General features: G+C 74.6%; 21 protein-coding genes. 8 read left to right on the plus strand and 13 right to left on the minus strand.

The annotated features are described in order from the left end of the window. Positions 1-70: 70 nt before the first annotated feature. The 5 genes from AC0VX4_RS01810 to AC0VX4_RS01830 all read right to left on the minus strand — a co-directional run bounded on the left by AC0VX4_RS01810 (position 71) and on the right by AC0VX4_RS01830 (position 5866). A complete protein-coding gene (locus AC0VX4_RS01810) occupies positions 71-349 on the minus strand; it encodes a DUF4235 domain-containing protein (RefSeq protein WP_036317169.1) in 279 nt (92 codons plus the stop codon). A gap of 77 nt (positions 350-426) precedes the next feature. Further along, positions 427-1428, minus strand: coding sequence for an aminotransferase class IV (locus AC0VX4_RS01815; RefSeq protein ID WP_475464498.1), 1002 nt, complete (start codon positions 1426-1428; stop codon positions 427-429). Positions 1429-1491: 63 nt separating this feature from the next. Further along, complete coding sequence (locus AC0VX4_RS01820; RefSeq protein WP_475464499.1) at positions 1492-4770, minus strand: MMPL family transporter; 3279 nt, start codon at positions 4768-4770, stop codon at positions 1492-1494. A 110-nt stretch (positions 4771-4880) separates the two neighbouring features. Beyond that, entirely contained in the window at positions 4881-5393 is a 513-nt protein-coding gene (locus AC0VX4_RS01825) for a nucleoside/nucleotide kinase family protein (RefSeq protein WP_475464500.1), read from the minus strand. Then, the gene (locus tag AC0VX4_RS01830; RefSeq protein WP_002858392.1) at positions 5390-5866 is read right to left on the minus strand and encodes a MarR family winged helix-turn-helix transcriptional regulator; all 477 of its coding nucleotides are present in this window, start codon (positions 5864-5866) and stop codon (positions 5390-5392) included. The genes AC0VX4_RS01825 and AC0VX4_RS01830 overlap by 4 nt, the downstream gene beginning before the upstream one ends. A gap of 64 nt (positions 5867-5930) precedes the next feature. On the opposite strand from AC0VX4_RS01830, the gene AC0VX4_RS01835 reads away from it, so the two are divergent. Beyond that, complete coding sequence (locus tag AC0VX4_RS01835) at positions 5931-8225, plus strand: MMPL family transporter (protein WP_475464501.1); 2295 nt, start codon at positions 5931-5933, stop codon at positions 8223-8225. Positions 8226-8302: 77 nt separating this feature from the next. On the opposite strand, the gene AC0VX4_RS01840 is transcribed toward AC0VX4_RS01835, so the two are convergent. Beyond that, entirely contained in the window at positions 8303-8953 is a 651-nt protein-coding gene (locus tag AC0VX4_RS01840) for a Dps family protein (RefSeq protein WP_002858398.1), read from the minus strand. A gap of 325 nt (positions 8954-9278) precedes the next feature. Here AC0VX4_RS01840 and dnaK point away from each other — a divergent pair, with 325 nt between their 5' ends. The 5 genes from dnaK to AC0VX4_RS01865 all read left to right on the plus strand — a co-directional run bounded on the left by dnaK (position 9279) and on the right by AC0VX4_RS01865 (position 14607). After that, positions 9279-11138, plus strand: a complete 1860-nt coding sequence (gene dnaK, locus AC0VX4_RS01845; protein ID WP_044658849.1) for a molecular chaperone DnaK — start codon at positions 9279-9281, stop codon at positions 11136-11138. A 163-nt stretch (positions 11139-11301) separates the two neighbouring features. Further along, positions 11302-11952 carry a nucleotide exchange factor GrpE gene (locus AC0VX4_RS01850; RefSeq protein WP_044658850.1) on the plus strand — a complete coding sequence of 217 codons (651 nt, stop codon included), beginning with the start codon at positions 11302-11304 and terminating at the stop codon, positions 11950-11952. A 68-nt stretch (positions 11953-12020) separates the two neighbouring features. Further along, complete coding sequence (locus AC0VX4_RS01855) at positions 12021-13013, plus strand: DnaJ C-terminal domain-containing protein (protein WP_044658851.1); 993 nt, start codon at positions 12021-12023, stop codon at positions 13011-13013. Then, the gene (locus AC0VX4_RS01860) at positions 13010-13561 is read left to right on the plus strand and encodes a heat shock protein transcriptional repressor HspR (RefSeq protein WP_002853945.1); all 552 of its coding nucleotides are present in this window, start codon (positions 13010-13012) and stop codon (positions 13559-13561) included. Before AC0VX4_RS01855 ends, AC0VX4_RS01860 begins: the two co-directional genes overlap by 4 nt. Further along, positions 13540-14607 (plus strand): alpha/beta hydrolase, encoded by a 1068-nt coding sequence (locus AC0VX4_RS01865; protein ID WP_240008929.1) that lies wholly within the window; start codon positions 13540-13542, stop codon positions 14605-14607. The genes AC0VX4_RS01860 and AC0VX4_RS01865 overlap by 22 nt, the downstream gene beginning before the upstream one ends. A gap of 22 nt (positions 14608-14629) precedes the next feature. Here AC0VX4_RS01865 and trmB read toward each other — a convergent pair whose 3' ends face one another. The 3 genes from trmB to AC0VX4_RS01880 form a co-directional block, all read right to left on the minus strand. Next, positions 14630-15625, minus strand: a complete 996-nt coding sequence (trmB, locus tag AC0VX4_RS01870) for a tRNA (guanosine(46)-N7)-methyltransferase TrmB (RefSeq protein WP_002853950.1) — start codon at positions 15623-15625, stop codon at positions 14630-14632. 70 nt (positions 15626-15695) lie between these two features. Next, complete coding sequence (locus AC0VX4_RS01875; RefSeq protein ID WP_145032717.1) at positions 15696-17003, minus strand: hypothetical protein; 1308 nt, start codon at positions 17001-17003, stop codon at positions 15696-15698. Between the two features lie 5 nt (positions 17004-17008). Then, entirely contained in the window at positions 17009-17755 is a 747-nt protein-coding gene (locus AC0VX4_RS01880; protein ID WP_206395882.1) for a DedA family protein, read from the minus strand. A gap of 200 nt (positions 17756-17955) precedes the next feature. Between AC0VX4_RS01880 and AC0VX4_RS01885 the strand changes: the two genes are divergently transcribed. Further along, positions 17956-18549, plus strand: a complete 594-nt coding sequence (locus AC0VX4_RS01885; RefSeq protein WP_002853955.1) for a hypothetical protein — start codon at positions 17956-17958, stop codon at positions 18547-18549. A gap of 89 nt (positions 18550-18638) precedes the next feature. On the opposite strand, the gene AC0VX4_RS01890 is transcribed toward AC0VX4_RS01885, so the two are convergent. Genes AC0VX4_RS01890 through AC0VX4_RS01900 form a run of 3 tightly spaced genes read right to left on the minus strand, consistent with a single transcriptional unit; the run spans position 18639 to position 21092 of the window. Then, on the minus strand, positions 18639-19442 hold the full coding sequence (locus tag AC0VX4_RS01890) for an amino acid ABC transporter ATP-binding protein (RefSeq protein ID WP_002853962.1): 804 nt from the start codon (positions 19440-19442) through the stop codon (positions 18639-18641). A 1-nt stretch (position 19443) separates the two neighbouring features. Then, on the minus strand, positions 19444-20274 hold the full coding sequence (locus AC0VX4_RS01895; protein WP_002853968.1) for an amino acid ABC transporter permease: 831 nt from the start codon (positions 20272-20274) through the stop codon (positions 19444-19446). Beyond that, positions 20271-21092 carry an ABC transporter substrate-binding protein gene (locus tag AC0VX4_RS01900; RefSeq protein ID WP_002853969.1) on the minus strand — a complete coding sequence of 274 codons (822 nt, stop codon included), beginning with the start codon at positions 21090-21092 and terminating at the stop codon, positions 20271-20273. The genes AC0VX4_RS01895 and AC0VX4_RS01900 overlap by 4 nt, the downstream gene beginning before the upstream one ends. Positions 21093-21352: 260 nt before the next feature. Between AC0VX4_RS01900 and AC0VX4_RS01905 the strand changes: the two genes are divergently transcribed. Beyond that, on the plus strand, positions 21353-22240 hold the full coding sequence (locus AC0VX4_RS01905) for a hypothetical protein (RefSeq protein WP_241179199.1): 888 nt from the start codon (positions 21353-21355) through the stop codon (positions 22238-22240). Between the two features lie 4 nt (positions 22241-22244). On the opposite strand, the gene AC0VX4_RS01910 is transcribed toward AC0VX4_RS01905, so the two are convergent. Continuing rightward, the gene (locus tag AC0VX4_RS01910; protein WP_036334112.1) at positions 22245-23426 is read right to left on the minus strand and encodes a YihY/virulence factor BrkB family protein; all 1182 of its coding nucleotides are present in this window, start codon (positions 23424-23426) and stop codon (positions 22245-22247) included. Between the last annotated feature and the right edge of the window lie 46 nt (positions 23427-23472).

Consider the following 23472-nt stretch of genomic DNA (forward strand, 5'->3'; position numbering starts at 1 on the left):
AGAGCACGACGGCCGCCGTCCGGATCGCTCCGGGCGGCGGCCGTCGTCGTGGTGGTGGTGGCGGGGCGGCTCAGACCTCGTGGTCCACGCGGTGCGCGGTGGACTCGGACACCTTGCGGATCGCGGCGCCGGCGCCGCGCTGGCCGGCGACCTTCAGCAGCGCCGCGACGCCCGCGGAGATGAACGCGAAGGACAGGGCCTCGACGAGGGGCAGCGTCTCGTCGGCCGCGTCGTCCGGGGCGCTGTGGCCGGTGACGAGCCGCCAGCCGCCCGCGACCACGCGGGAGCCGACGATGCCGCCGACCAGCGTGATGCCGGCGGACAGGGCTTTCTGGACGAGCGTGTTCATGGTGCGCCTTCCGTGGTCGGGGATATCACGTGCGGTTGCGGTCGCGGCCGACGACGTCGGACGGGCCGGTCTCCAGCCTAGCCCGCGGTGGGCACCGGGTCGCCGCTGACGTGCCGGCCGGGGTCGCCGTCGGCGTCCAGATGGGCCTGCAGCATGCCGGTGAGCTCGTGGTCCACGGGGATCTCGACGCCGTCGACGGCGCGCACCGGCAGGACGCCGCGCACCGAGGAGACGAGCCAGACGCCCTCGGCGCCCTTCAGGTCCGCCGGGACGAGCGGGCCGTAGCCGAGCTCCCAGCCGTCCGCGTGGGCGGCCGCGAAGATCACGGCCTGGGACGTGCCGGCGAGGATGCCCTTCTGGCGCAGTGGGGTGAGGAGGCGGCGGACGCCGTCCTCCCCGGTGCGCACGATCAGCACCGTGGAGGTGGGGCCCTCGAGCAGGTAGCCGTCCGCGCTGGTGAAGACGACGTCGTCGGCGCCGTGGTCGCGGGCGTAGCGCAGGGCGGCCATGTTCACGGCGTAGGAGAGGGTCTTCGCGCCGGTGAGCAGCCACGGGGAGCGCTCGGGGGCCTGCGAGTCGATGCCGCGGTCCAGCAGCAGCACCCGCAGCCCCCGCCGCCGCTCCTCGTCCTCGACCACTGGGGCCGGGCTCAGCAGCGCCCACGCGGTGGGCGTGGGCACCGCGCCGGGAGCCGCGTCCGGGCCGCGGGTGACGGTCAGGCGCACGGCGAGACGGTCCCCGGGCGCGACGTCGTTGGCCTCGGTGAACGCCCGCAGGCCGAGCGCGACGGCGGCCTCCCACGCCGCCGCCTCGGGGGCGGCCAGCTCCAGGGCGGCGGCGGACGCGGCCAGCCGGCCGAGGTGGGCTCCGAGCTTGCGCATGCGCAGGGTCCCGAGCCCGTCGGCGACGGCGAGCGCCGTCTCGAAGATGCCGTCGCCGCGGGTGACCCCCTGGTCCGTGACGCTCAGGTGCGGGACGGCCGGGTCTGCCAGTCGCGGGGCGGGGGCGCCGTCCGTGTCCGTCTCGAGCAGGACGAGGACGGGGGAGCCGGCGGCGGGGGAGAAGGAGGTGGGACGCATCCGCCCAGGATAGACGCCCGTCCCCGGCCGATCGGGGCCGGGGGCGGGCGTCAGGGGGGACGGTCAGGCCCGGTGGGCGCCGCCGTCCGGGGCGGGGCCGGAGGGGTGCCCCGGGGTGTGGGCGCGCTCGAGCTGGGCGCCCTCCACGTCGACGTCCGGCATGATGCGGTCCAGCCACCGGGGCAGCCACCACGCCGCGTCCCCGAGCAGGTGCATCAGGGCCGGCATCAGCAGCAGCCGGACGAGGAACGCGTCCAGCAGCACGCCGAAGGCCAGACCGAAGCCCATCGGGCGGATCATCGCGTCCTCGGCGAAGATGAAGCCGCCGAACACGGAGATCATGATGATCGCCGCGGCCATCACCACCGCGCGGCCCGAGCGCAGGCCGGACAGCACCGCCTGGCGGGCCGGCAGGCCGTGCGCGTAGGCCTCGCGCATGCCGGAGGCGATGAACAGCTGGTAGTCCATGGCCAGGCCGAACAGCACGCCGACCATGATGGTCGGCAGGAAGCTGAGCACCGGGCCCGGGTTGTGGACGCCGAACAGGGCGTCCAGCCAGCCCCACTGGTAGATGGCCACCACCCCGCCCATCGCCGCGAACACCGAGAGCATGAAGCCGCCGGTGGCGATCAGGGGCACCAGGATGGAGCGGAACACCAGGATCATGATCAGCAGGGACAGGCCCACCACTACGCCGAGGTAGAGCGGCAGGGCATCCGCCAGGGTGTCCGAGACGTCGATGAAGCCGCTGGTCGCCCCCGCCACACCCAGGTTCGAGGCGTCGCCGGCCGGGTCCAGGGCCCGCAGCTCGCGCACGAGCTCCTCCGTGGAGACCGCGTTCGGCCCCTCCTCGGGCAGCACCTGGTACATCGCGACCGTGCGGTCCTCGTTGAAGCCCGCCGGCACCACGGCGTGCGCGTGGTCGAGGGCGGCCAGCTGCTCGCCGACGTCGAGCTGGGTGTCCGTGGCGCGCCCCTCGTCCAGGCCGGCGGGCAGGTCCACGGTGACCACGAGCGGGCCGTTGTAGCCCTCGCCGAACTTCTCGGCCGTGAGCGTGTAGGCGAGCTGGGAGTCCGAGCCCTCGGGCTCGGAGCCGCCGTCCGGCAGGCCCAGGCGCATGGACCAGAACGGCACGGCCACGAGGACGAGCAGGGCCACGGAGGCGAGCGCCGTGGCGAGGGCGGTCGGCGTGGACAGCGTGGCGCGGCGGTGGGCGCGGCGCACGGCGTGGGCGCCCTCGCCGAGGGCCGGGGAGGTGTCGGCGAGCCGGGCGCGTTCCCGGCGGGAGAGCACGCGCGGGCCGGCCAGGGCCAGCAGGGCCGGGGTCAGGGTGATCGACACGAGCACGGCGACGGCCACGCAGACCGCGCCCACCGTGCCCATCAGGCCCAGGAAGCCGATGCCGGTGACGTTCAGGGCCGCGAGGGCGATCACGACGGTCACGCCGGCGAACACCACGGCGTTGCCGGAGGTGCCCGTGGCCAGCGCGATCGACTCGTGCAGGTCCGTGCCGCGCCGCAGCTCGTGGCGGTGCCGGTTGACGATGAACAGCGCGTAGTCGATGCCCACGGCCAGGCCCAGCATCACCCCGAGCACCGGGGTCACGGACATCATCTCCACGGCGGAGGAGAACGCGAGCGCCCCGGAGGCGCCCACGCCCACGCCCACCAGCGCGTTGACCAGCGGCAGACCCGCGCCCACGAGGGTGCCGAGCATGACCACCAGCACGATCGCGGCGACCACGAGGCCCACGACCTCGCCCGGGCCGAGCAGGGAGAGCACGGTGGCGTTGAGCTCCTGGGACGGATGCACGGCGACGCCGTCGATGTCCGCGCCGGTGAGGGCGCCGGTGACCGCCTCCTTGTCCTCGGCGGTGACGTCCAGGGTCGGCGTGGTGAAGGTGACGATCCCGACGGCGGTGCTGCCGTCCTCGGACACGGTGCGGAAGTCCTCCGCGAGGGCCAGGGTGCGCTCGCCGCGCTCGGCCTCGACGCGGCCCTCGTCCAGCTCGGCGCGGCCGTCGGCGAGGTCGGCCTCGGCCTGGTCCAGGCGCTCCGCGCCGGCGGCCAGCTGGGCCCGGCCGTCCTCGAGCTCGGCGACGCCACGCTCGTACTCGGCCCGGCCCTCGTCGATCTTCTGCTGCTGCGCGTCCAGCTCAGCCTCGGCCGCGTCCAGGGCCTGCTGCCGTCCCGCGGCCACCTGCTCGCGGCCGGCCTCGAGCTCGGCCTCGGACTCCTGCAGCTGCTGCCGGCCGGCGGCGAGTCGGGCGGCGCCGTCGTCGGCCTCGGCCTGGGCGGCCGCGAGCTGTTCGGCGCCCGCGTCGGCCTCGGCCTGGGCGGCCTCCAGCTGGGCGCGGGCGGCGTCGGCCTGGTCCTGACCGGCCGCCAGCTGTGCCTCGCCGGCGGCGAGCTGCGCCTCCTGGTCGGCGAACTGCGCGGCGACCTGCTCCGCCGGGATGCCGGCGGCCTCGGCCTCGGCCAGTGCGGCGTCCCGGGCCTGCTCGAGCTCGGCGCGGCCCGCGGCCAGCTGCTCGGCCTGGGTGTCGAGCTCGGCCTGTCCGGCCTCGAGCTCGGTCCACCGGTCGCCGAGCTCCGCCTGTCCGGCCTCGAGCTCCTGACGCCGCGCGTCGATCTCGGCCTGCCCGGCCTCGAGGCGCTCCGCCTGCTCCTCGAGCTCGGCGCGGCCGGCGTCGAGCTGCTCCTGGCCGTCGGCCACCTTCTGCTCGGCCTCCCGGAGCGGGGCCAGGGCGTCGGCCGGCAGGGCCTCCAGGCCGCGCTCCTCGAGGTCGGCGCGCGCGGCGTCGAGCGTGGCCTGCCCCTCGTCCAGCTGGGCGGCGGCCTCGGCGAGGCGCTGCTCGCCCGCGTCGGCCTCGGCCGCGCGGCGCTCGAGCTCGGCCCGGCCGTCCTCGATCTCCTGGCGTCCGTCCGCGAGGCGCTGCTCGCCGTCGGCCAGCTCGGTGCGGCCCTCGTCGAGCCGGGTGCGGGCGTCGTCCCGCTGGGCCTGGGCCTCGAACGGGTCCACGACGCCCTCCACGGCCGGCTGCTCGGCGACGTCGTCCAGCAGGGCGGTGATCTGCTCGCGCTGGGCGTCGGTCAGGGGGGAGCCGTCCTGGGTGGTGAACACGACCTGGCCCCTGCCGCGGGAGGCCTCGGGGAACTCCTCCTTGAGGCGGTCCGTGACCTGGGCGGTGGGCGTGCCGGGGATGGTGACGGTGGAGGAGAGCGTGCCGCCGAAGGCGAGGAATCCGCCGACGGCGAGGGCCAGGGCGAGCACCCAGGCGAGGATCACGAGGAGGGGGCGGCGGGCGGCGCCGAGGCCGAGACGGTAGAGCAGTGTCGCCATGGGAAGGGGAGGTCTCCGTGCGCTGGGGTGGGACGCGGCCGGACGCGGCGCGCCGCCTCCGATGCTACACCTAAGCGGAGCGCACCGCTCCGGTCCGGGCGGCGCCGCCGTCAGGTGGAGGGCAGGCGCAGGATCAGGTCCGCCGCGGCGCGCGGGGCGTGCCGGGCCAGGTAGTCCTCCTCCTGTGCGGCCCAGCGGTCCCAGTGGGGGGCGAAGGTGTCGCCGTCCCGGGCCAGCGCCCGCGTGCGTCGCGGGGGGGTCTCGAGCTCGAGCCACACCGCCAGGTCGAGCAGCGGTCGGGCGGCGGTGCTGAGCGCGCCCACGCCCTCGCACACCACGACGTCGGCCGGCGCGGTCCGCCGTGGCGGACCGGGTGCGGCGCGGTGCCAGTCCCACGTGGTCCAGGTCGCCGTGCCGCCCTCCCGCAGCGCGCGCACGACGGCCGGATAGGGGCCGTCGTCGCCCACCGCCGCGGCCAGTCCGTCCCAGCCCCGGTACATGGACTCGATCGCGATCACGTCGACCCGCGCGAACGGTGCGATCCGGGCCGCGAGCGCGGCGGCGAGGACGGTCTTGCCCGACCCCGAGCGGCCGTCCAGGCCGATGAGCGCCGGTCGGGTCACGGGTCCTCCGGTGCGGGGTCCGTCAGTGCGACGGTGGCCGCCTCGAGCACCCGCACCGCAGCCCGCAGCTCCGCGGCGGAGAATCCCTCGAGGGCGGCGCTCAGCCGCTGGGACATCGGTTCGAATGCGCGCTGTCCGTCGCGGCGGGCCGTGTCCGTGTGCTCCACCAGCACGCGCCGCCGGTCGCCCTCGTCCCGGCGGCGGCGGACGTGGCCCGCGGCGGCCAGGCGGTCCACGAGGGCGGTGGCCGAGGCCCGGGTGAGGTGCAGGTGGGCGCCGAGGTCCGAGGCCGTGACGGGCTCACCGGCCGTCGCGCGGGCCATCAGGTACGCGAGGGCTCTGAGGTCCGTGCGGTGCAGGCCGACGCCGCGGCCGGCCTCGTCGACGGCGTGCTCCGCGCTCTCGCTGAAGACGCGCAGCGCGTGGACCACGGCGAGGTGCTCCGCGGGGGCGGAGGGGGGCTGCGTGGTCATGGCCGGGAGTCTAGCCAGCCCCCATGGTTGTTTGATCATCGAACCATCCCCTACGCTCGGTGGCATGCCCACCCCGCCTGACCTCTCCGCCTACCGCACCCCCGCCGCGCCGGGGCGTCCCTCCCGGGGGCTGCGGCTGGGCCTGGCCGCGGCGCTCGCCGTGGTCTGGTTCGCCGTGCTCGGCCTGGGCGGCCCCGTGTTCGGCAGGATCGGCGACGTCTCCTCGAACGACCAGGCCACCTTCCTGCCGGCGTCGGCGGAGTCCACCCGCGCGGGGGAGGAGGCGGCGGCTTTCCAGGACGGCGAGGCCGTGCCCGCCGTCGTCGTGGGCTCGGCGAGCACCGCGGACCCCGCGGCCGCCTTCCCCGCGCTCGCGGACCTCGCGGGCCGGCTGGGCGAGGTGCCGGGCGTGACCGACGTCGCCGGCCCGATCCCCTCCGACGACGGCGCGGCGGTGCAGTTCCTGGCCTTCGTCGACTCCTCGGCCGGGGCCGAGCGGCCCGTGGCCGACGTGGTGGCCGACCTGCGGGAGGTCGTGGCGGACCCGGCGGGCGCCGACCCCGCCCTCGCCGGCACCGTGGCCGCGGACACCGAGTGGCACGTGGGCGGTCCGGCGGGCCTGGTCGCGGAGCTGGGCGGCGCATTCGCGGGGATCGACGGGCTGCTGCTGCTCGTGGCGCTCGTCGTGGTGTTCGTGATCCTCGTGGCGGTGTACCGCTCCGTCCTGCTGCCGGTCCTCGTGCTGCTGACGGCCGTGGCCGCGCTCTGCGGCGCGATCGTGGCCGTCTACGGGATGGCCCTGGCGGGCTGGATCCAGCTCAACGGCCAGGCCCAGGGCATCCTCTCGATCCTCGTGATCGGCGCGGCCACCGACTACTGCCTCCTGCTCGTGGCCCGGCACCGCGAGGAGCTGCTGGTCCGCGCGGACGTCGGGGAGGCGCTGCGGGCCGCCGTGCGCGGGTCCTTCGGCGCGATCACCGCGTCCGCCTCGACCGTGGCCCTCGCCCTGCTGATCCTGATGGCCTCGGACCTCAACTCGACGCGTTCCCTCGGCCCCGTGGCCGCCACCGGCGTGGCGTTCGCGTGGCTCGCCGCCCTGACCCTGCTGCCGGCGCTGCTGCGGCTGACCGGGCGTGCCGCCTTCTGGCCCACGATCCCGTCCCCCGAGCGCGCTCGCCGTCGCGCGGAGCGCCATGCCGCCCGGGGCTGGGCCTTCACCCCGCCGCTCGACGGCGCGGGCCGACCCGTCGCCGGCCTCGAGGAGGACCACGGGGTGTGGACGCGGGTGGGCGCCGTCGTCGCGCGCCGGCCCCGTCTCGTCTGGGTCGCCACGACGGTCGTGCTCCTCGCCCTCTGCGGCGGTCTGCTGCAGCTGCGCGCGGACGGCGTCGCCCAGGAGGACGTGCTGCTCGGCGACTCCGACGCCCGGCAGGCCCAGGCCCTGCTGAGCGAGCACTTCGACGCCGGCGCGGGCGCCCCCGCCCAGATCCTCGCGCCGGCCGGGGACGCGGAGGCGGTGCTCGCCGCCGTCGCGGACGATCCGGGCGTGGCCGAGGCCGAGGTCACCGCAGACGCCCCCGGGACCGCCGCGGGCCCGCCCCCGGGCGCGCTCGAGGCGGAGGGCGGGACGGGCGCCGCGTCCGCGCCGGAGCCGCAGCCTCGCGTGGTGGACGGCCGCGTGCGGGTCTCGGCCACCCTGGCGGACCCGGGCGAGTCCCTCGCCGCGCAGCAGACCGTGGCCCGCCTGCGCGACCGGCTCGCGGACCTCTCGACCTCGGGCGAGATCCTCGTGGGCGGCCCGGCGGCCCAGGCGCTGGACACGAACGTCACCACGCAGCGCGACCTGCGCGTCGTCATCCCGCTGATCCTCGCGATGCTGCTGGTCATCCTCGCGGTGCTGCTGCGCTCGCTCCTGGCGCCCGTGCTGCTCGTGGCGGCCACCGTGGTCAGCTTCGGTGCGGCCCTGGGCGTCTCGGCCCTCGTGTTCCGGCACGTGTTCGGCTTCGAGGACGCCGACCCCACGGTGCCGCTGTACGGCTTCGTCTTCCTCGTGGCGCTCGGGATCGACTACACGATCTTCCTGATGACCCGGGCGCGGGAGGAGACGCCGCGGCACGGCACACGGGCGGGCGTGCTGCGCGCCCTCACCGTCACGGGCGGGGTCATCACCTCGGCCGGCGTCGTGCTGGCGGCCACCTTCGCCGCGCTCGCGGTGATCCCGCTGATGTTCATGGTGCAGCTGGCGTTCATCGTGGCCTTCGGCGTGCTGCTGGACACCCTGGTGGTGCGCACGCTGCTGATCCCCGCGCTCGTCCGGGACATCGGCCCGCGCGTCTGGTGGCCGGCGCGGGCCGCCTGAGCCCGGACGGCGACGGAGGGCCCGACCGGCGGTGCAGTCGGGCCCTCCGTGCATGCGGGCGCCTCAGGGGCGCGCGGTCACTTCTTCTTGGACTTCTTCGCGTTCGAGGCCGTGGCCTTCTTGGCATCCGACTTCTTCGAGCGCGCGCCCTGCGGGGCGGGCGCGGCCTGGTCGTCCTTCACCCGGCCCGCGGCGGCGGCCTCCGTGGCCGCGCCCGCGCTGCTCAGGCGGCCGTCGTCCGTGGTCAGGAAGGAGCGCATGAACCACTGGAACAGCTCGAGCTGGGCCACCTGGTCGATGAGGATGTCCTGGGTGACCGGGTCGAGGTCCTCGGTGGCGTCGATCGCGGCCCGGTGGTCCGTCACGACGCCGTCGTAGACGAGGTCCAGCGCGGCCAGGTGCTCCAGGGTCGTCGCGCGGCCCAGCGTGTAGTCGTCCCACGCACGGGCGGCCACGAGCGCGCCCGGGGTGCCGGCGGGGGAGACGCCCAGGGTGGCGATGCGCTCCGCGAGGACGTCCACCATCCCGCGGACCAGCTCGATCTGGGGGTCGAGCATCTCGTGCACGCCGATGAAGCCGGGGCCCACCACGTTCCAGTGGGCGTGCTTCAGGGTGAGCTGCAGGTCGTTGAGGGCGTGCAGGCGACCCTGGAGGATCTCGGCGGTGCGGCGGCCCGTGCTCAGGGACAGGCCCGGGACGGTGTACTCGGCGGCGTTCTTCTCGGCCATGGTGGTGCTCCTTCTCTGTCGGGACGGGCGCGCCGTCGGCGACGCCCCGTGATCTGCCATCCAACCGCGCGAGACCCCCGCGCTTCCAGGGCCGGGCGCCTGCACCGGGACGGATCAGGGATGGACCCGGGGCCCGGGAATGGATCGCGGACGGCCCGCGTTGACCCCCGCAGAAGCAGAAGTGAGTGAAGTCGACTCAGGTTCACTTGACAGTCCACCACCCCGGTGGCAACCTGAGTCATGAAGGCTCAAGTCCCTGCGGCGCCGGCGCCCCCGGCCCGCGGGTCCGGCCCCCGCTTCACCGTCAGACAGGAAGGACCCCACCATGTCCCGTGCAGTCGGCATCGACCTCGGCACCACCAACTCCGTCGTCGCCGTCCTCGAGGGTGGCGACCCGGTCGTCATCGCGAACGCCGAGGGCGCCCGCACCACCCCGTCCGTCGTCGCGTTCTCCAAGGGCGGGGACGTCCTGGTCGGCGAGGTCGCCAAGCGCCAGGCCGTCAACAACCCGGAGCGCACCTTCGCGTCCATCAAGCGCCACATGGGCACCGACTGGACCACCGAGGTGGACGGCAAGAAGTACACCCCGCAGGAGATCTCGGCCCGCACGCTGATGAAGCTCAAGCACGACGCCGAGGAGTACCTGGGCGAGAAGGTCACCGACGCGGTGATCACCGTGCCCGCCTACTTCAACGACGCCGAGCGCCAGGCCACCAAGGAGGCCGGCGAGATCGCGGGCCTGAACGTCAAGCGCATCATCAACGAGCCCACCGCGGCCGCCCTGGCCTACGGCCTGGAGAAGGGCAAGGAGGACGAGCTCATCCTGGTCTTCGACCTGGGCGGCGGCACCTTCGACGTGTCCCTGCTCGAGGTCGCCAAGGACGAGGACGACTTCGCCACCATCCAGGTGCGCGCCACCGCAGGCGACAACCGCCTTGGCGGCGACGACTGGGACCAGCGGATCGTGGACTGGCTGCTCCAGCAGGCCAAGTCCAAGGGCGCGGACCTGTCCAAGGACAAGATCGCCCTGCAGCGCCTGAAGGAGGCCGCGGAGCAGGCCAAGAAGGAGCTCTCCTCGGCCACCTCCACCAACATCTCGCTGCAGTACCTGTCCGTGACCCCCGAGGGCCCGGTGCACCTGGACGAGCACCTCTCCCGCGCCAAGTTCCAGGACCTCACCAAGGACCTGCTCGAGCGCACCCGCAAGCCGTTCGAGGACGTCATCAAGGAGGCCGGCGTCAAGGTCTCCGACATCGACCACGTGGTCCTCGTCGGCGGCTCGACCCGCATGCCCGCCGTCTCCGACCTGGTGAAGGAGCTGACCGGCGGCAAGGAGCCCAACAAGAGCGTGAACCCGGACGAGGTCGTCGCCATCGGCGCCGCGGTGCAGGCCGGCGTGCTCGCCGGCGAGCGCAAGGACGTGCTCCTGATCGACGTGACCCCGCTGTCGCTGGGCATCGAGACCAAGGGCGGCGTGATGGCCAAGCTCATCGAGCGCAACACGGCCATCCCGACCAAGCGCTCCGAGACGTTCACCACGGCCGAGGACAACCAGCCCTCCGTGTCCATCCAGGTCTTCCAGGGCGAGCGCGAGTTCACCCGGGACAACAAGGCGCTGGGCACCTTCGAGCTGACCGGCATCGCCCCGGCCCCGCGCGGCATGCCCCAGATCGAGGTCACCTTCGACATCGACGCGAACGGCATCGTGCACGTCTCCGCGAAGGACAAGGGCACCGGCACCGAGCAGTCGATGACCATCACGGGCGGCTCCTCGCTGTCCAAGGAGGACATCGACCGCATGGTCAAGGACGCCGAGGCCCACGCGGACGAGGACAGGAAGCGCCGTGAGGCCGCCGACCGCCGCAACCAGGCGGAGCAGTCCGCGTACTCCGTGGACAAGCTCCTGCAGGACAACACGGACAAGCTGCCCGAGGACGTCAAGACCGAGGTGCAGGCCGACGTCGACGCTCTGAAGGCCGCCCTGGAGAAGCAGGACAACGACGACGAGGTCGCCGCCGCGTTCGAGAAGCTCCAGGCCTCCCAGGTCAAGATCGGCGAGGCCCTCTACGCCCAGCAGGGCGCGGAGTCGGCCGACGCCGGCGCCGAGTCCGCCGCCCCGCAGGGCGACGACGAGGACATCGTCGACGCCGAGGTGGTCGACGAGGACGACGAGAAGAAGGCCTGACACCCCGGTGCCGGGGCGGGCGTCCACGCCCGCCCCGCCCGGAGGCCCACGACGCCGGCGGGCCGGCCCGGCAGCGTCCCTGCCAGGCCGGCCCGCCGGCCTTCCCGCACCACCCCCCCGCGCGGCGGACCCGCCGCGCCCACCCGCTTCGAAAGGACACACCATGAGCGCCGACCAGCAGCGTCCGCACGGCTCCTCCGACGCCGAGCGCGGCTCCGAGGAGGAGCCCATCGTGTTCAATGACCGTCGCCGCATCGACCCCGAGACCGGTGAGCCCCGCGTCTCCGCCGAGAGCGCGGCCGAGCAGGCCGAGGACGGCGACGCCCTCGCCCAGGCCGAGCGCATCCTCGACGAGGCCGGGGCCGAGGCGCCGCAGCCCGCGGCCTCGGATCGCGAGGCCGAGCTCGAGACCGACCTGCGCCGTCTGCAGGCCGAGTACGTGAACTACAAGCGCCGCGTGGACCGCGACCGCGACCTGGCCAGGGACGCCGGCGTGCTCAAGGCCGTCACCGCGCTGCTGCCGGTGCTCGACGACATCGACGCCGCCCGCGCCGCCGGCGACCTGACGGACGGTCCGTTCGCCGCCATCGCGACCAAGCTCGACACCGCCCTGGCCGGCCTCGGCCTCGAGCGTCACGACCAGGAGGCCCTGGCCGGCGTCGAGTTCGACCCGGCCGTGCACGAGGCCGTGATGCGCCAGCCGCACGCAGAGGTGCCCGCGGACCACGTGGTCCAGGTCTTCCGCAACGGCTACCTCCGGGACGGCCGCGTGCTGCGCGCCGCCCAGGTGATGGTCTCCGCCGGAGACGAGTGACCCCGTCGGCCGGCGGCCCACCCCGCCGCCGGCCGACCCCCTGACCGATACACACGAGAGGAGGCACCATGGCCTCGCAGGATTGGATGGACAAGGACTTCTACGCGACCCTGGGGGTGTCCAAGGACGCCTCCGATGCGGATGTGAAGAAGGCCTACCGCAAGCTCGCCCGCACCCACCACCCGGACCAGAACCCCGGGGATGAGGCGGCCGAGAAGAAGTTCAAGGAGATCTCGGAGGCGTACGCCGTCCTGAGCGACCCCCAGGAGCGCCAGGAGTACGACGCGATCCGCGCGATGGGCGGCGGCGCCCGGTTCTCCGCCCCGGGCGGTGCCGACGGCGGCGGCTTCGAGGACGTCTTCGGCGGCATGTTCGGCGGCGGGGGCGGCCCCCGCACCACGCAGTCCGGGCCCGACCTGTCGGACCTGTTCAGCGGGATGTTCGGCGGCGCCGCAGGCCAGACCGGCGGCTTCGGCCCCGGCGGCTTCGGCGACGCCGGCTACGCGCGGCCGCGCCCCACGAAGGGCGCGGACCGCACCGCCACCACCACGATCTCCTTCCGCGGCTCGATCCAGGGCACCACGGTGTCCCTGCGCGCCCCGGACGGCGAGACGATCGAGGTGAAGATCCCGAAGGGCATCCGTGACGGCCAGAAGGTCCGTGCCCGCGGCAAGGGCGCGCCCGGTGCGGCCGGCCGCGGCGACCTGCTGGTCACCGTGCGCGTGCGCGAGCACGAGTTCTTCCACCGGGACGGGGACGACCTGCGCATCACCGTGCCCGTCACCTTCCCCGAGGCCGCCCTCGGCGCCACGATCGAGGTGCCCACGCTGGAGCGCCCCGTGAAGGTGAAGGTGCCGGCGGGCTCCCAGTCCGGCCGCGTGCTGCGCCTGAAGGGCCGCGGTGTCGAGCGCGGGAACAGGACGGGTGACCTGCTCGTGGAGCTGCGCGTCACCGTGCCCACCGAGCTCAACGACGACGCCCGCGCCGCCGTCGAGGCCCTGCAGTCCGCCCTGGCCGGCGACGATCCGCGGCGGGAGCTGGCCCGGAAGGCCGCCTGGTGAGCGCCCGCGACGGCGCCGCCCGCGCGGACCGCGGCCGCGAGCGGGGTCCTGACCGGAACGCCCCCGTCTTCGTGATCTCCGTGGCCGCCGAGATGGCGGGCATGCACCCGCAGACCCTGCGCCAGTACGACCGGCTCGGCCTCGTGGTCCCCGCCCGCCAGGGCGGACGGCACCGCCGCTACTCCCTGGCCGACGTCGAGCGGCTCCAGACCGTGCAGGCCCTGAGCGGCGAGGGCATCTCGCTGGAGGGCATCCGCCGCGTGATCGCGCTGCAGCGCGAGGTCGAGCAGCTGCAGGACACCGTGGTCGAACTGTCGGCCCAGGTGGACCGCCTCCACCACGCCTCCCGCCTGGCCCGCGTCTTCACCGTGGGCTCCGGCGGCGACGTCTCGGCCCGGTACGCCGACCGGATGGCCGCCCGCCGCCAGGCCGCGGCACGGACCGAGGCCGACGCCGCGGGCCAGGCCTCCCCGGGTGTCCTGCGGACGCTGCCCTCCGGCGTCGCGGTCCCCCGACGGGTGCTCACGTGGCAGCCCGAGCAGGACTGAGCCGGGCGTCGTTCGGGGCGGCCGCACGGTCCCGCGTCCGAGAGCGGCTGCGCACCGACATGGCCCGGCGCGACGGCCTGGGCCGGCGGGCCCGCAGCGCCCTGGACGGGATCGTCCACGCCCTCAAGCCGGAGGGCATGGACCCGCAGCTGCCCGCCCGGCATCTGCTGGACTACGTCCTCGACGGACCGGACGGTCCGCGCGCCGTGGTCGCCGCGGGGGACCCCGCGACCGCCACCCACCTGACCTGGCTCGTCTCCGGCATGGGCATCCGCCCCCAGACGGCCATGTGGGGGACGGCCCGGGAGGCCGCCCACCTCGCCGCCGCCCAGCGTGCCGCCGGCGCACCCCGTCCCGTCGTCATCGCGTGGCTCGGCTACCCCGCGCCCTCGCCCTGGCGGGTGGTGCTCGATGGCCCCGGCCGGCGCGGCGGCGCGATGCTCGCCGCGGATGTGCGGGCCTGGTGGGAGTTCCTGCGCCACGGGCCGGGGGAGGACGACGACGCCGCCCCGGCCCTGCGCGTCCGCGGGACCGCCGTGCACGGGGCCGTGGAGGCCCACTCGTACGGCTCGCTCGTGGCCGCGCACGCCCTGCGCCTGCTCGCGGACCGGGGCCTGCAGCCCGACGACGCCGAGGCCCCGTGGCCGGCCGAGCGTCCCGTCGAGGCCCTCGTGGTCTCGGGCGCGGTCGGGCTGCCCGCCGCCCTGGCAGCCCGGGCCGCGCACCTCGGCCTGCGGTCCGGACGGGTGTTCCGCGCCCTGGCCCCGGGCGACCTCCTCGCCCGGGTCGGCCGTGCGGTGGGCCGTCGTCGGGACTGGACGGACGCCGCCGTGCTGCCGGTGGCCCCGCGGCCCGGCCTGGCGGGGGCCGCCGTCCGCGGCCACCACACGGCCCGCTGGTCGCCGACGGCCCCCGGGGACGCCCCGAGGGGCTACCGGGACGCCGGGTCCGTGACGCTCGCGGCGACCGCGCGGGTGACCGCCGGCCTGCCGCTGCCGCCCGTCCCGGACGGCGCCGACCCGGCCGGGCCGGTCGCCCCGGCCTGAGCCGTCCCGTCGGGCCCCGTGCTCAGCGGCGGCGGTACGCCAGGTCGAACACGAGACGCCCGGCCCGCTGGGACTTCGCCTCGAAGCTCGTGATCGGTCGACCCTCGAACCGGGGCGCCCAGCCGCCCTCGTGGTCCACGGGGTCCGCGGCTGCCGCGCCGGCCCGCGCCTCACCCAGGCCGGCCCGCAGCGGCCGCTCCTCCTCGGCCGCGCGCTCCCAGCCCGCGGGCAGCGGCTGGGCACCCACCTCGGTCTCCCTGCCCTCGCGGCGCACCCGCGTGAGCGGGGAGTCCTCGCCCGCGGCGCGCCCGGGGAAGAGGTTCTCGAACTCCGGGTGCGCCTCGAGCACCTCGCGCATCTGCACGGCGTAGCCCGACCAGTCCGTCGCCAGCCGCAGCACCCCGCCGGGGGCGAGCACCCGCGCCACGCGGTCCGCGAAGGCGGGGGAGACCAGGCGGCGCTTGTGGTGCCGCTTCTTGTGCCACGGGTCCGGGAAGAACACCCACACCTCGGACACGGAGCCGGGCGTGAGCAGGGCGTCCAGCAGCTCGGGGGCGTTGGCCTCCACGGCGCGGACGTTCTCCAGGCCCTGCTGCTCCACGCGCGTCATGAGCGCGGCCAGGCCGGGCACGTAGACCTCGACGGCGAGCACGTTCCAGTCCGGCCGGTCGGCGGCGGCCTGCGCCGTGGACTCGCCCAGCCCCGAGCCGATGTCGACCAGCAGGGGGGCCTCGCGGCCGAACACCCCCGCCCAGTCCAGTCGGGCCTGGGCGTCCACCGAGGTGGCGCCGCGGCCGCGGGGCACGTCCACGAGGACCCGCTCCGCCTGGCGGTCCCACACGGCCTGCCGCCCCGCGTTCAGGCGCGCACCGCGCCGGACGAAGGAGACCGGCTCCCGTCGGACGAGGGCGGGGTCCTTGTCCCGATTGTGGTCGTGCGCGTGGACGCGCTCGGCGGGCGGCGGGACGGCGTCGGGGCCGGGTGCGTCCGGGCGGGGGCGGGGGAGGTGCTCAGTCATCGCCCCGATCCTGCCACGGCCACGCGTCGACGGCGCAGACCGCGGTCGACGACGGCGCCCGGCACCGGGGTCAGGGGGTGCCGCTGGAGCGGTCTCCCGACGTGGGCGACGCGGGCGCCGAGGCCGTCGTGGCGGTCGGCTCGGGCGCGGACTCGGTCGGGTCCGGCGCGGGGTCCGTGGCCGGCGCGCTCGTGGACGGACCGGACGGGCTCGGGGACGTCGGGGTCGGCGTCGCGGAGGTCGGCGTCGGGTCGGGGGTGCTCGGCGTCGGACTGCCGGATCCCGTGCCCGACGGCGAGGACGAGGTGGGGGGAGACGTCGGGGAGGACGGCGTGGCCGAGCGGGTGGGCGCGGGGGTCGAGGAGGACGGGGCCGTGCTGCTCGGCACCGGAGTGGTCGCGCTGGGCGTCGGGGCCGCCGTGTCGGCGGGCGCGGACGGGGGCGTCACGGGTGCGCCGGTGGCCTCCTCCGTCCACGAGGACGTCTCGGGCTCCGGCTCGGGGGCGGGCTCCGGCTGCTGCTCCTCGGGGGTCGGGGTGGAGCGGTCCGGCAGACGCAGGTCGGCGGGGGCGGAGGCGGCGTCCGCGGCGACGTGGCCCAGGTCGGACAGCCAGGGGGCTGCCGTGTCCCGGGGGATCCGCACCGTCAGCACACCCGCGGCGGCCGGCGCCATGGACGCCTGGTCCGCCTCGAGCAACAGGCTGCCGTCCGGGAGGAAGACCACCGCGTCCCAGACGCGACGGTTCTCCACCTGCTCCGGCGCGTCGACCGCCGAGTCCAGGCGCGAGCCGATCACGTCCGGGTCGTTGGCCATGCGCTGGCGCACCTCGGTGCGGAACGCGTCCCAGCCGTCGGGGGTGAAGAGATCGGCGGTCTCGAGCACGCGGTCCTCGCGGGCCGAGTACCAGATCACGTGCGAGGTGGACACGGAGTCCGTGCCGCGCCGTTCCGTGGCGAGCAGGCGGGCCGCGGCGATGTCCTCGGCCACGACGGCGAGCTGCGGCTGGATCTCCAGGCGCGGGTCCGCGCTGGGGTCGGTGTCCCGGCGGTACTGGTCGATCTGGGCGCGCACGGCCCCGGCCATGGCCTCCGACCAGGCCGGCGCCCCGGGCACCTGCAGCCACGCCCCGTGGTGGTCCGGGTCCTCGCCCTCGAGCACGGCGACGCTCGCCTCCGGCACCCTCGCGAGGTCGTGCGAGGGGACCTCGACCGTGAACGGGGCCATGTCCATGGACGGCAGGGCGGAGGCCGCCGTCGTGTCGGGCGCAGGCTCGGGCTGCGGCTCGGTGCGAGCACAGGCGCTCAGCGCCACCAGGGCGACGGCGGCCAGGCCGAGGGTCGCGCGGCCACGGCGGGGGGAAGGCAGGACGGGACGCATGCGATTCACTTCCGGTGGTCGGAGGACTCCAGGATGGCCTCGACGCGGGCGGCCATCTCATCCGCGGTCGGCGGGCGCCAGTCCGGGTCGTTCCGGCGGCGGGCGTCGCGGCGCAGGCGCAGGACCACCCAGGTCGCGAGGAAGGCCAGGATCAGGACCAGGACGATGTTGGAGAAGACGTCCGCGTACTCGGAGATGACGTGGAACCGCTCCCCGAGCGCGTAGCCGCCGTAGACGAAGATCGCGTTCCAGATGAGGGAGCCCAGCGCCGTGAACAGGGTGAACTTCGCGAGGTTCATCCGCTCGATGCCCGCGGGGATGGAGATCAGGGAGCGGAACACGGGGACCATGCGGCCCAGGAACACGGTCCAGTAGCCGTAGCGGATGAACCAGCGCTCGGTCTTGGCCACGTCCTCCATGTCCACCAGCGGCATGCGGTCCGCGATGCGGTACATGCGGCGGCGGCCGAGCCACGCGCCGATGCCGTAGAGGGCCAGTGCGCCGACGATCGAGCCGACCGTCGCCCAGACCAGCGCGGCATGCGGGCTGAAGGCGCCGCCGGCCGCGGTGAAGCCGGCCAGGGGCAGGATCACCTCGGACGGGATGGGCGGGAAGATGTTCTCCGCGAAGACGGCCAGGCCGACGCCGATCGGGCCGACCGCCTCCATGATGTCCACGACGATGTTGCCGAGCCAGCCGTAGTCGGTGGGCGCGGCGGCGGCCACGCTCAGGGGTGTGACGAGGGGGAGCATGCGCCCCATTGTCCATCATCGACCGCCTCCGCGACGTGGTGGAGGCGCCGACGTCGTCCGCTCTGCGCGCACAGTCGCGCCTCCGGGCGGGCGGGAGCGGGCTGCCGTTGGTAGTGTCAGAGGTGCTGACCGCTCACCGACCGTTCGCGCCACACCCCACTCCACGTGCGTGCCGCGGGCCCTACTGGAAGGAAGACTCCATGAGCATCGTCCAGATTCCGCTGCGCCTGGCCTCCGGCGCGTTCATCCTGAACTCCGGCCTGAACAAGCGCGGCATCTCCGCGGAGCAGGCCCAGGGCCTGCGCGACATGGGCGCCCGCGGCCTGCCCGCGCTGGCCAACCTGTCGCCGGAGCAGTTCAAGAAGTTCCTCGTGGGCACCGAGATCGGCGTGGGCTCGGCCCTGCTGGCCCCGTTCGTCCCGGGCTGGCTCGCCGGCTCCGCCCTGACCGCGTTCTCCGGCGGCCTGTTCTCCATGTACCTGAACACCCCGGAGATGACCGAGGCGGACGGCGTGCGTCCGTCCCAGGAGGGCACCGGCGTCGCCAAGGACATCTTCCTGGTCGGCTCCGGCCTGGCCATCACCGCCGACTCCGTGGCCAACCGCCCCGGCAAGCGCCGCAAGGCCGCCAAGAAGCGCGCCGCCCGCATCGAGGGCGCCCGCGATGCCAAGGTGCAGGCCATCCGCGACGCCCAGGACGAGAAGGTCGCCGCGATCCACGCCGCCCGTGAGGAGCAGGTCGCCGCGCTGCGCGAGGCCCGTGACGAGCTGAAGAAGCTGCGCAAGAAGGCCTGACGCCTCCGCCGCACGCGTGAGGGGCCCCGCCCGGACCATGGTCCGGGCGGGGCCCCTCACGCATGTGCCCGCCCACCGGGCGGGCAGGCTCAGAGGTCGATCTCGGTGGGGTGCAGCACGCGGCGCAGGAAGTCCTGGGTGCGCGGCTGCTGGGGGTCGGAGATCACCGCGGCGGCCGGGCCGGCCTCCACCACGACGCCGCCGTCCATGAACACGACCCGGTCGGCCACCTCGCGGGCGAAGCCCATCTCGTGGGTGACCACGAGCATGGTCATGCCGTCGCGGGCCAGCTGGCGCATGATCGCCAGGACGTCGCCGACGGTCTCGGGGTCGAGGGCCGAGGTGGGCTCGTCGAAGAGCATCAGCTGCGGGTCCATGGCCAGCGCACGGGCGATCGCCACGCGCTGCTGCTGGCCGCCGGAGAGCTGGTCCGGGTAGCGGTCCTCGAGCTCGGCCAGGCCCACGCGGGCCAGCTGCCGACGGGCGATGTCCGCCGCCTCGGCCTTGCCCCGCTTGAGCACCTTGAGCTGGGCCACGGTGCAGTTCTCCAGCACGGACAGGTGCGGGAACAGGTTGAACTGCTGGAACACCATGCCCACGTGGCGGCGCAGCACGTCCAGGTCCACGTCCTCGTCCGTGACCGTGAACTCACCGACCGTGACGACGCCCGAGTCGGGCTTCTCCAGCAGGTTCACGCAGCGCAGGAGGGTGGACTTGCCCGAGCCGGACGGGCCGATCAGGCACACGACCTCGCCGGGGGCGACGTCGAGGTCGATGCCGCGCAGCACGTGGTTGGCGCCGAAGGACTTGTTGAGGCCGGCCACGTGCACGCCGGCGGCGTCCGCGGCGGCCACCGCGCCGAAGGATCCGGTGATGGGGTTCTGCTGGGCCATCTCAGTGCCCCTTCTTGGTCGAACGGGCCTCGAACCGGCGGGCCAGCAGGGACAGCGGCACGGTGATCACGAGGTAGAACAGGCCGGCCACGAGGATCGGCGTCATGCCGGCGTCGAGGGCGGAGATGCCGTCGCGGCCGAACTTGGTGAGCTCGTACTCGTGCGCGGCCAGGCCGAGCACGTAGACCAGCGAGGAGTCCTTGGTCAGGAGGATGACCTCGTTGGTGAGCGGCGGCAGCACGATGCGGAACGCCTGGGGGATCACGATGGTGACCATGGCCCGCCACGTCGGCATGCCGAGGGACCGGGCCGCCTCCATCTGGCCGCGGGGCACGGCCTGCAGGCCGGCACGCAGGGTCTCGGCGATGTACGCGGCCGAGACCATGCCCAGGGCCGCCATCACGACGACGGGGATCGGCCAGGACACCCCGAACGCGAAGGGCACCCCGTAGCCGAAGGCGAGGAACACCAGCAGCGCGGGGACGCCGCGGAAGAACTCGACGTAGGCGGTGGCCAGCCACCGGTACGGGCCGAACGAGCTCAGGCGCATGAGCGCGAGCACGATGCCGCCCAGCAGGCCGACGACGAACGAGGTGACCGTGTAGAACAGCGTGTTGCCCAGGCCCACGAGGATCACGTTGGGGAACATCGGGGCCACGGCGGGGAAGTTCAGGACGTTCTCGGCGAGCGTGCCCCAGTCGATGAGGACGGCCAGGACGACGAGGGCGAGGACGAAGACGGCCGCCTGGATGATCAGGGACAGCCGGCGACGGCGGCGCGCACGGCCGGGCTTCATGGCCGGTGCGGGCGAGACGGGGGCCTGCGTGCTCATCGGTAGTCCTCCTGTGCCTGACCGAACCAGCGCTCCTGGAGCTCGGCCACGGTGCCGTCGTTGCGCAGCTCCTGCAGCGCGCGGTTCACGGCGGAGCCGAGTTGCGCCTTCTGCGGGCCGACCGCCATGCCGAGCTGCTCGCCCGTGGGCAGCGACTCGACCACCTCGAAGCGATCGTCGTCCTTGAGCGAGTAGAGCAGCACGGACTGGTTGCCCAGGGCGGCGTCCACGGTGCCGGCCTGGATGGCCTGGATCTGCATGCCGCCGTCCTCGAACTGCACGGGGCTCAGGCCGTTCTGCTGGGCGTACTCGTCGCCGGTGGTCGCGGCCTGCACGCCGATCCGGCGGCCCTTCGCGGACTCGACGTCGGTGATGCCGGAGCCCTTCTTCGCGACCAGGACGAGGTCGTCGTCGAGGTAGGGGAGGGTGAAGGCCATGACGCGCTGGCGGGCCTCGGTGATGGAGATCGACGAGGCGTTCACGTCGCAGCCGGTGAGCGAGGCACCCGACTCGATGGCCTCGAACGAGGAGTCGATCACGTTCACCCCGAGACCCAGCTTCTCCGCCACCGCCTCGACCAGCTGGATGTCGTAGCCGGTCAGCTCGCCCTTCTCCTCGAACTCGAAGGGCGGGTAGGGGATGTCGGAGCAGACCGTCAGGACGCCGGGCTGGACGAGGCCGTACGAGGTGCTCAGGTCGTCGTCGGACACGATGCCGGCGGATCCGGCGTCGCCGCCGAGGACCGCGCAGCCGGTGAGCAGCGCCGCCGACGCGGTGAGCCCCACGGCGCCGAGGAGGCGGGGGTGGATGCGGGTCATGGAGTGCCTTCTGTGCTGCCGTCGGGAGGACGGGCGTGCGGGTCGGAGGGAGCCGGCAGAGTGACGTGTTCCACCGTGATTGGTGGTCATCGTAGTGCGTCGGGCGCCGTGGCGGGCGCCGGGAGACGACTCGTCCCCGCGGAGCGAGCCGATCGACCGGTGGCCCTGCCGCGGCCCGCCTCGGCAGAGGAAGACTGGCCGTGCGCTGTGGGGATTGTCAGACTGGTCACATCGTCGTCACCCGGTCTGAGAGGTCTGTCATGCTCCGCACCGCCGCCCCCCTGTCCCTGCTCGCCGTGGGCGCCCTCGCGCTCGTCGGCTGCGGTGGGAGAGGCGGCGAGGCCTCGTCCTCCTCTCCCTCCTCCGACGCGTCGTCGGCCTCCCCGGCGACCGTCAGCGCGACCGCGAGCCCCACGCAGGACGCGTCCACGTCGTCCTCCGCGGCTCCCTCGACGGCGGTGTCCACGGCCTCGTCCTCCGCCGCGTCCTCGGTGGCGGCGTCCGCGTCGGCCGACGCGTCGGAGTCCGCCTCGATGGGGGCCGGCTCGGACCTCACGGACGAGCAGGAGGAGCGCGTGGAGGCGCTCGAGGACGTCCTGCTCACGCCTCAGACCGCGCCCGACGGCGTGTTCATGGACATGGAGACCCAGGTCGGCGGCGGGGGTGAGCCGATCAGCACGAGTCTGAGCCTGACGGGCGTCACCCCCACGGGCGCCTGCGCGGACCTCATCGAGCAGATCAACACGCAGCAGGCGCCCGGGCTCGGCGGTGCGCTGGCCCAATACGAGGTGGACCCGGCCGCGGTCACCGGCCTGGCCGGTTCCCAGGCCGGGGCGTTCGGCATGGTCGCGGTCACCGAGGACGGCACCGATCTGCTGGAGCCCTTCGGCGAGCTGGCCGACACGTGCGGCACGTTCGGCGACCCGAACGGCGTCGAGGCGGCCTTCACGACGGTGCCCGGCGTGCCGGACGCGGTCCACATCTCCCTGGGGAACTCGGGCATGGACACACCCGTGTTCACCATGACCGTCGGAGGCGTCACGGACGGGGACGAGCTCGTGTACCTCGGCATGGTGGGCCTCGACGAGGAGATCGCGGCCGAGACGCTGCGTGCCCAGGTCGAGGCGTTCGAGAAGCGGGAGCGCTGACCCGTCAGTCGTCGGGCCGGGGCGTCGGCTCGAGGCGGGCGCCGTCGTCGGACACCGGATCCGCGTGGAACGGGCTGCCCGAGCTGACGTCCTCCGGGCCCCGCTGCCCCGACTCGACCGCGAGGAGGCGCCCCTCCTCGGAGAGCAGGGGTGTGGCCTCGATCGTGAGGCTCTCGCCGGCGCGTACGGCGTCGGCCACGAGCCGGGCCAGGCGGCGGTTGCGGGCCTCGTACCGTTCGGAGTCCTCGAGCACCGCGGTGTGCCGCGTCGCCAGCTGGATCTCGACGGAGGCGTCGATGCCGACGGCCAGCTGGCGGGCACGCAGCACCTCCGCGTCGAAGGCGGCCCCGGCCAACAGCACGATGCACGCCACCCACGCGAGGGCGAGCACGCCGATCGCGGAGTTGATCCGCCCGACCACGGCGAACTGGCCGAACCGGTCCGTGATCCAGCCCAGGGCCACGGTGGCGCCGAAGAGCAGGACCACCACGGCCACGGCGCCGAGCGAGAGCGGGCGGTAACGGGGCTGCCGGACGTTGGGACCCAGGCGGTAGGCGAGGGTCACGATGAGGGCGATCACCACGAGGATGACCGGCCACTTCACCACGTTCCACGTCTGGACCGTCTCCTCCGGCAGGCCGACGGCCTGGCCGAGGCGCTGGGAGAGGTCCCCGCCGACGACCACCAGGATCGTGATCAGCACGGCGCCGAGCATGAGGGCGAGCGTCTCGACGAAGACCACGAGGCGGAAGTGGAGGAAGGGCCGGCCCTCGCGGGTGTCGTGGATGCGGTGCATGGCCCGGTGGAACGCGCCGACGGCGCCCGAGGCGGACACCACGGTGCCGACGGCCCCCAGGACGACGGCGCCGGTGCCGGGCCCGGCCGAGCCGAGGGTCAGGATCCACTCGCGGACGACGTCGGGCGTCAGCGACGGCCAGATCTCGGCGGCCAGGTGGGCCGCGGCGTCCACGGTCTCCTCCTCGACGCCCAGCAGCGAGACCACGGAGAGCAGGGCGATGACGGTGGGCAGCAGGGACAGCGCCCCGAAGAAGGTCATGGCGGCGGCCACGTCCCAGACCTGCAGCTCGAAGAGCCGGTGCAGGGTGCGGCGCAGGACGTACAGCAGGGACACCCGCGGTCGGGTGTACGTGCGGAGGCGCCGGGGCGCTGCTGTGGAGCCGGCCATGGCACCAACGTACCGGCGCGCGGGGGAATAGCCCTGGCACGAGGGG

Source organism: Micrococcus sp. 63XJN7_8_ISO-PGPR-S23-253, assembly GCF_056173425.1.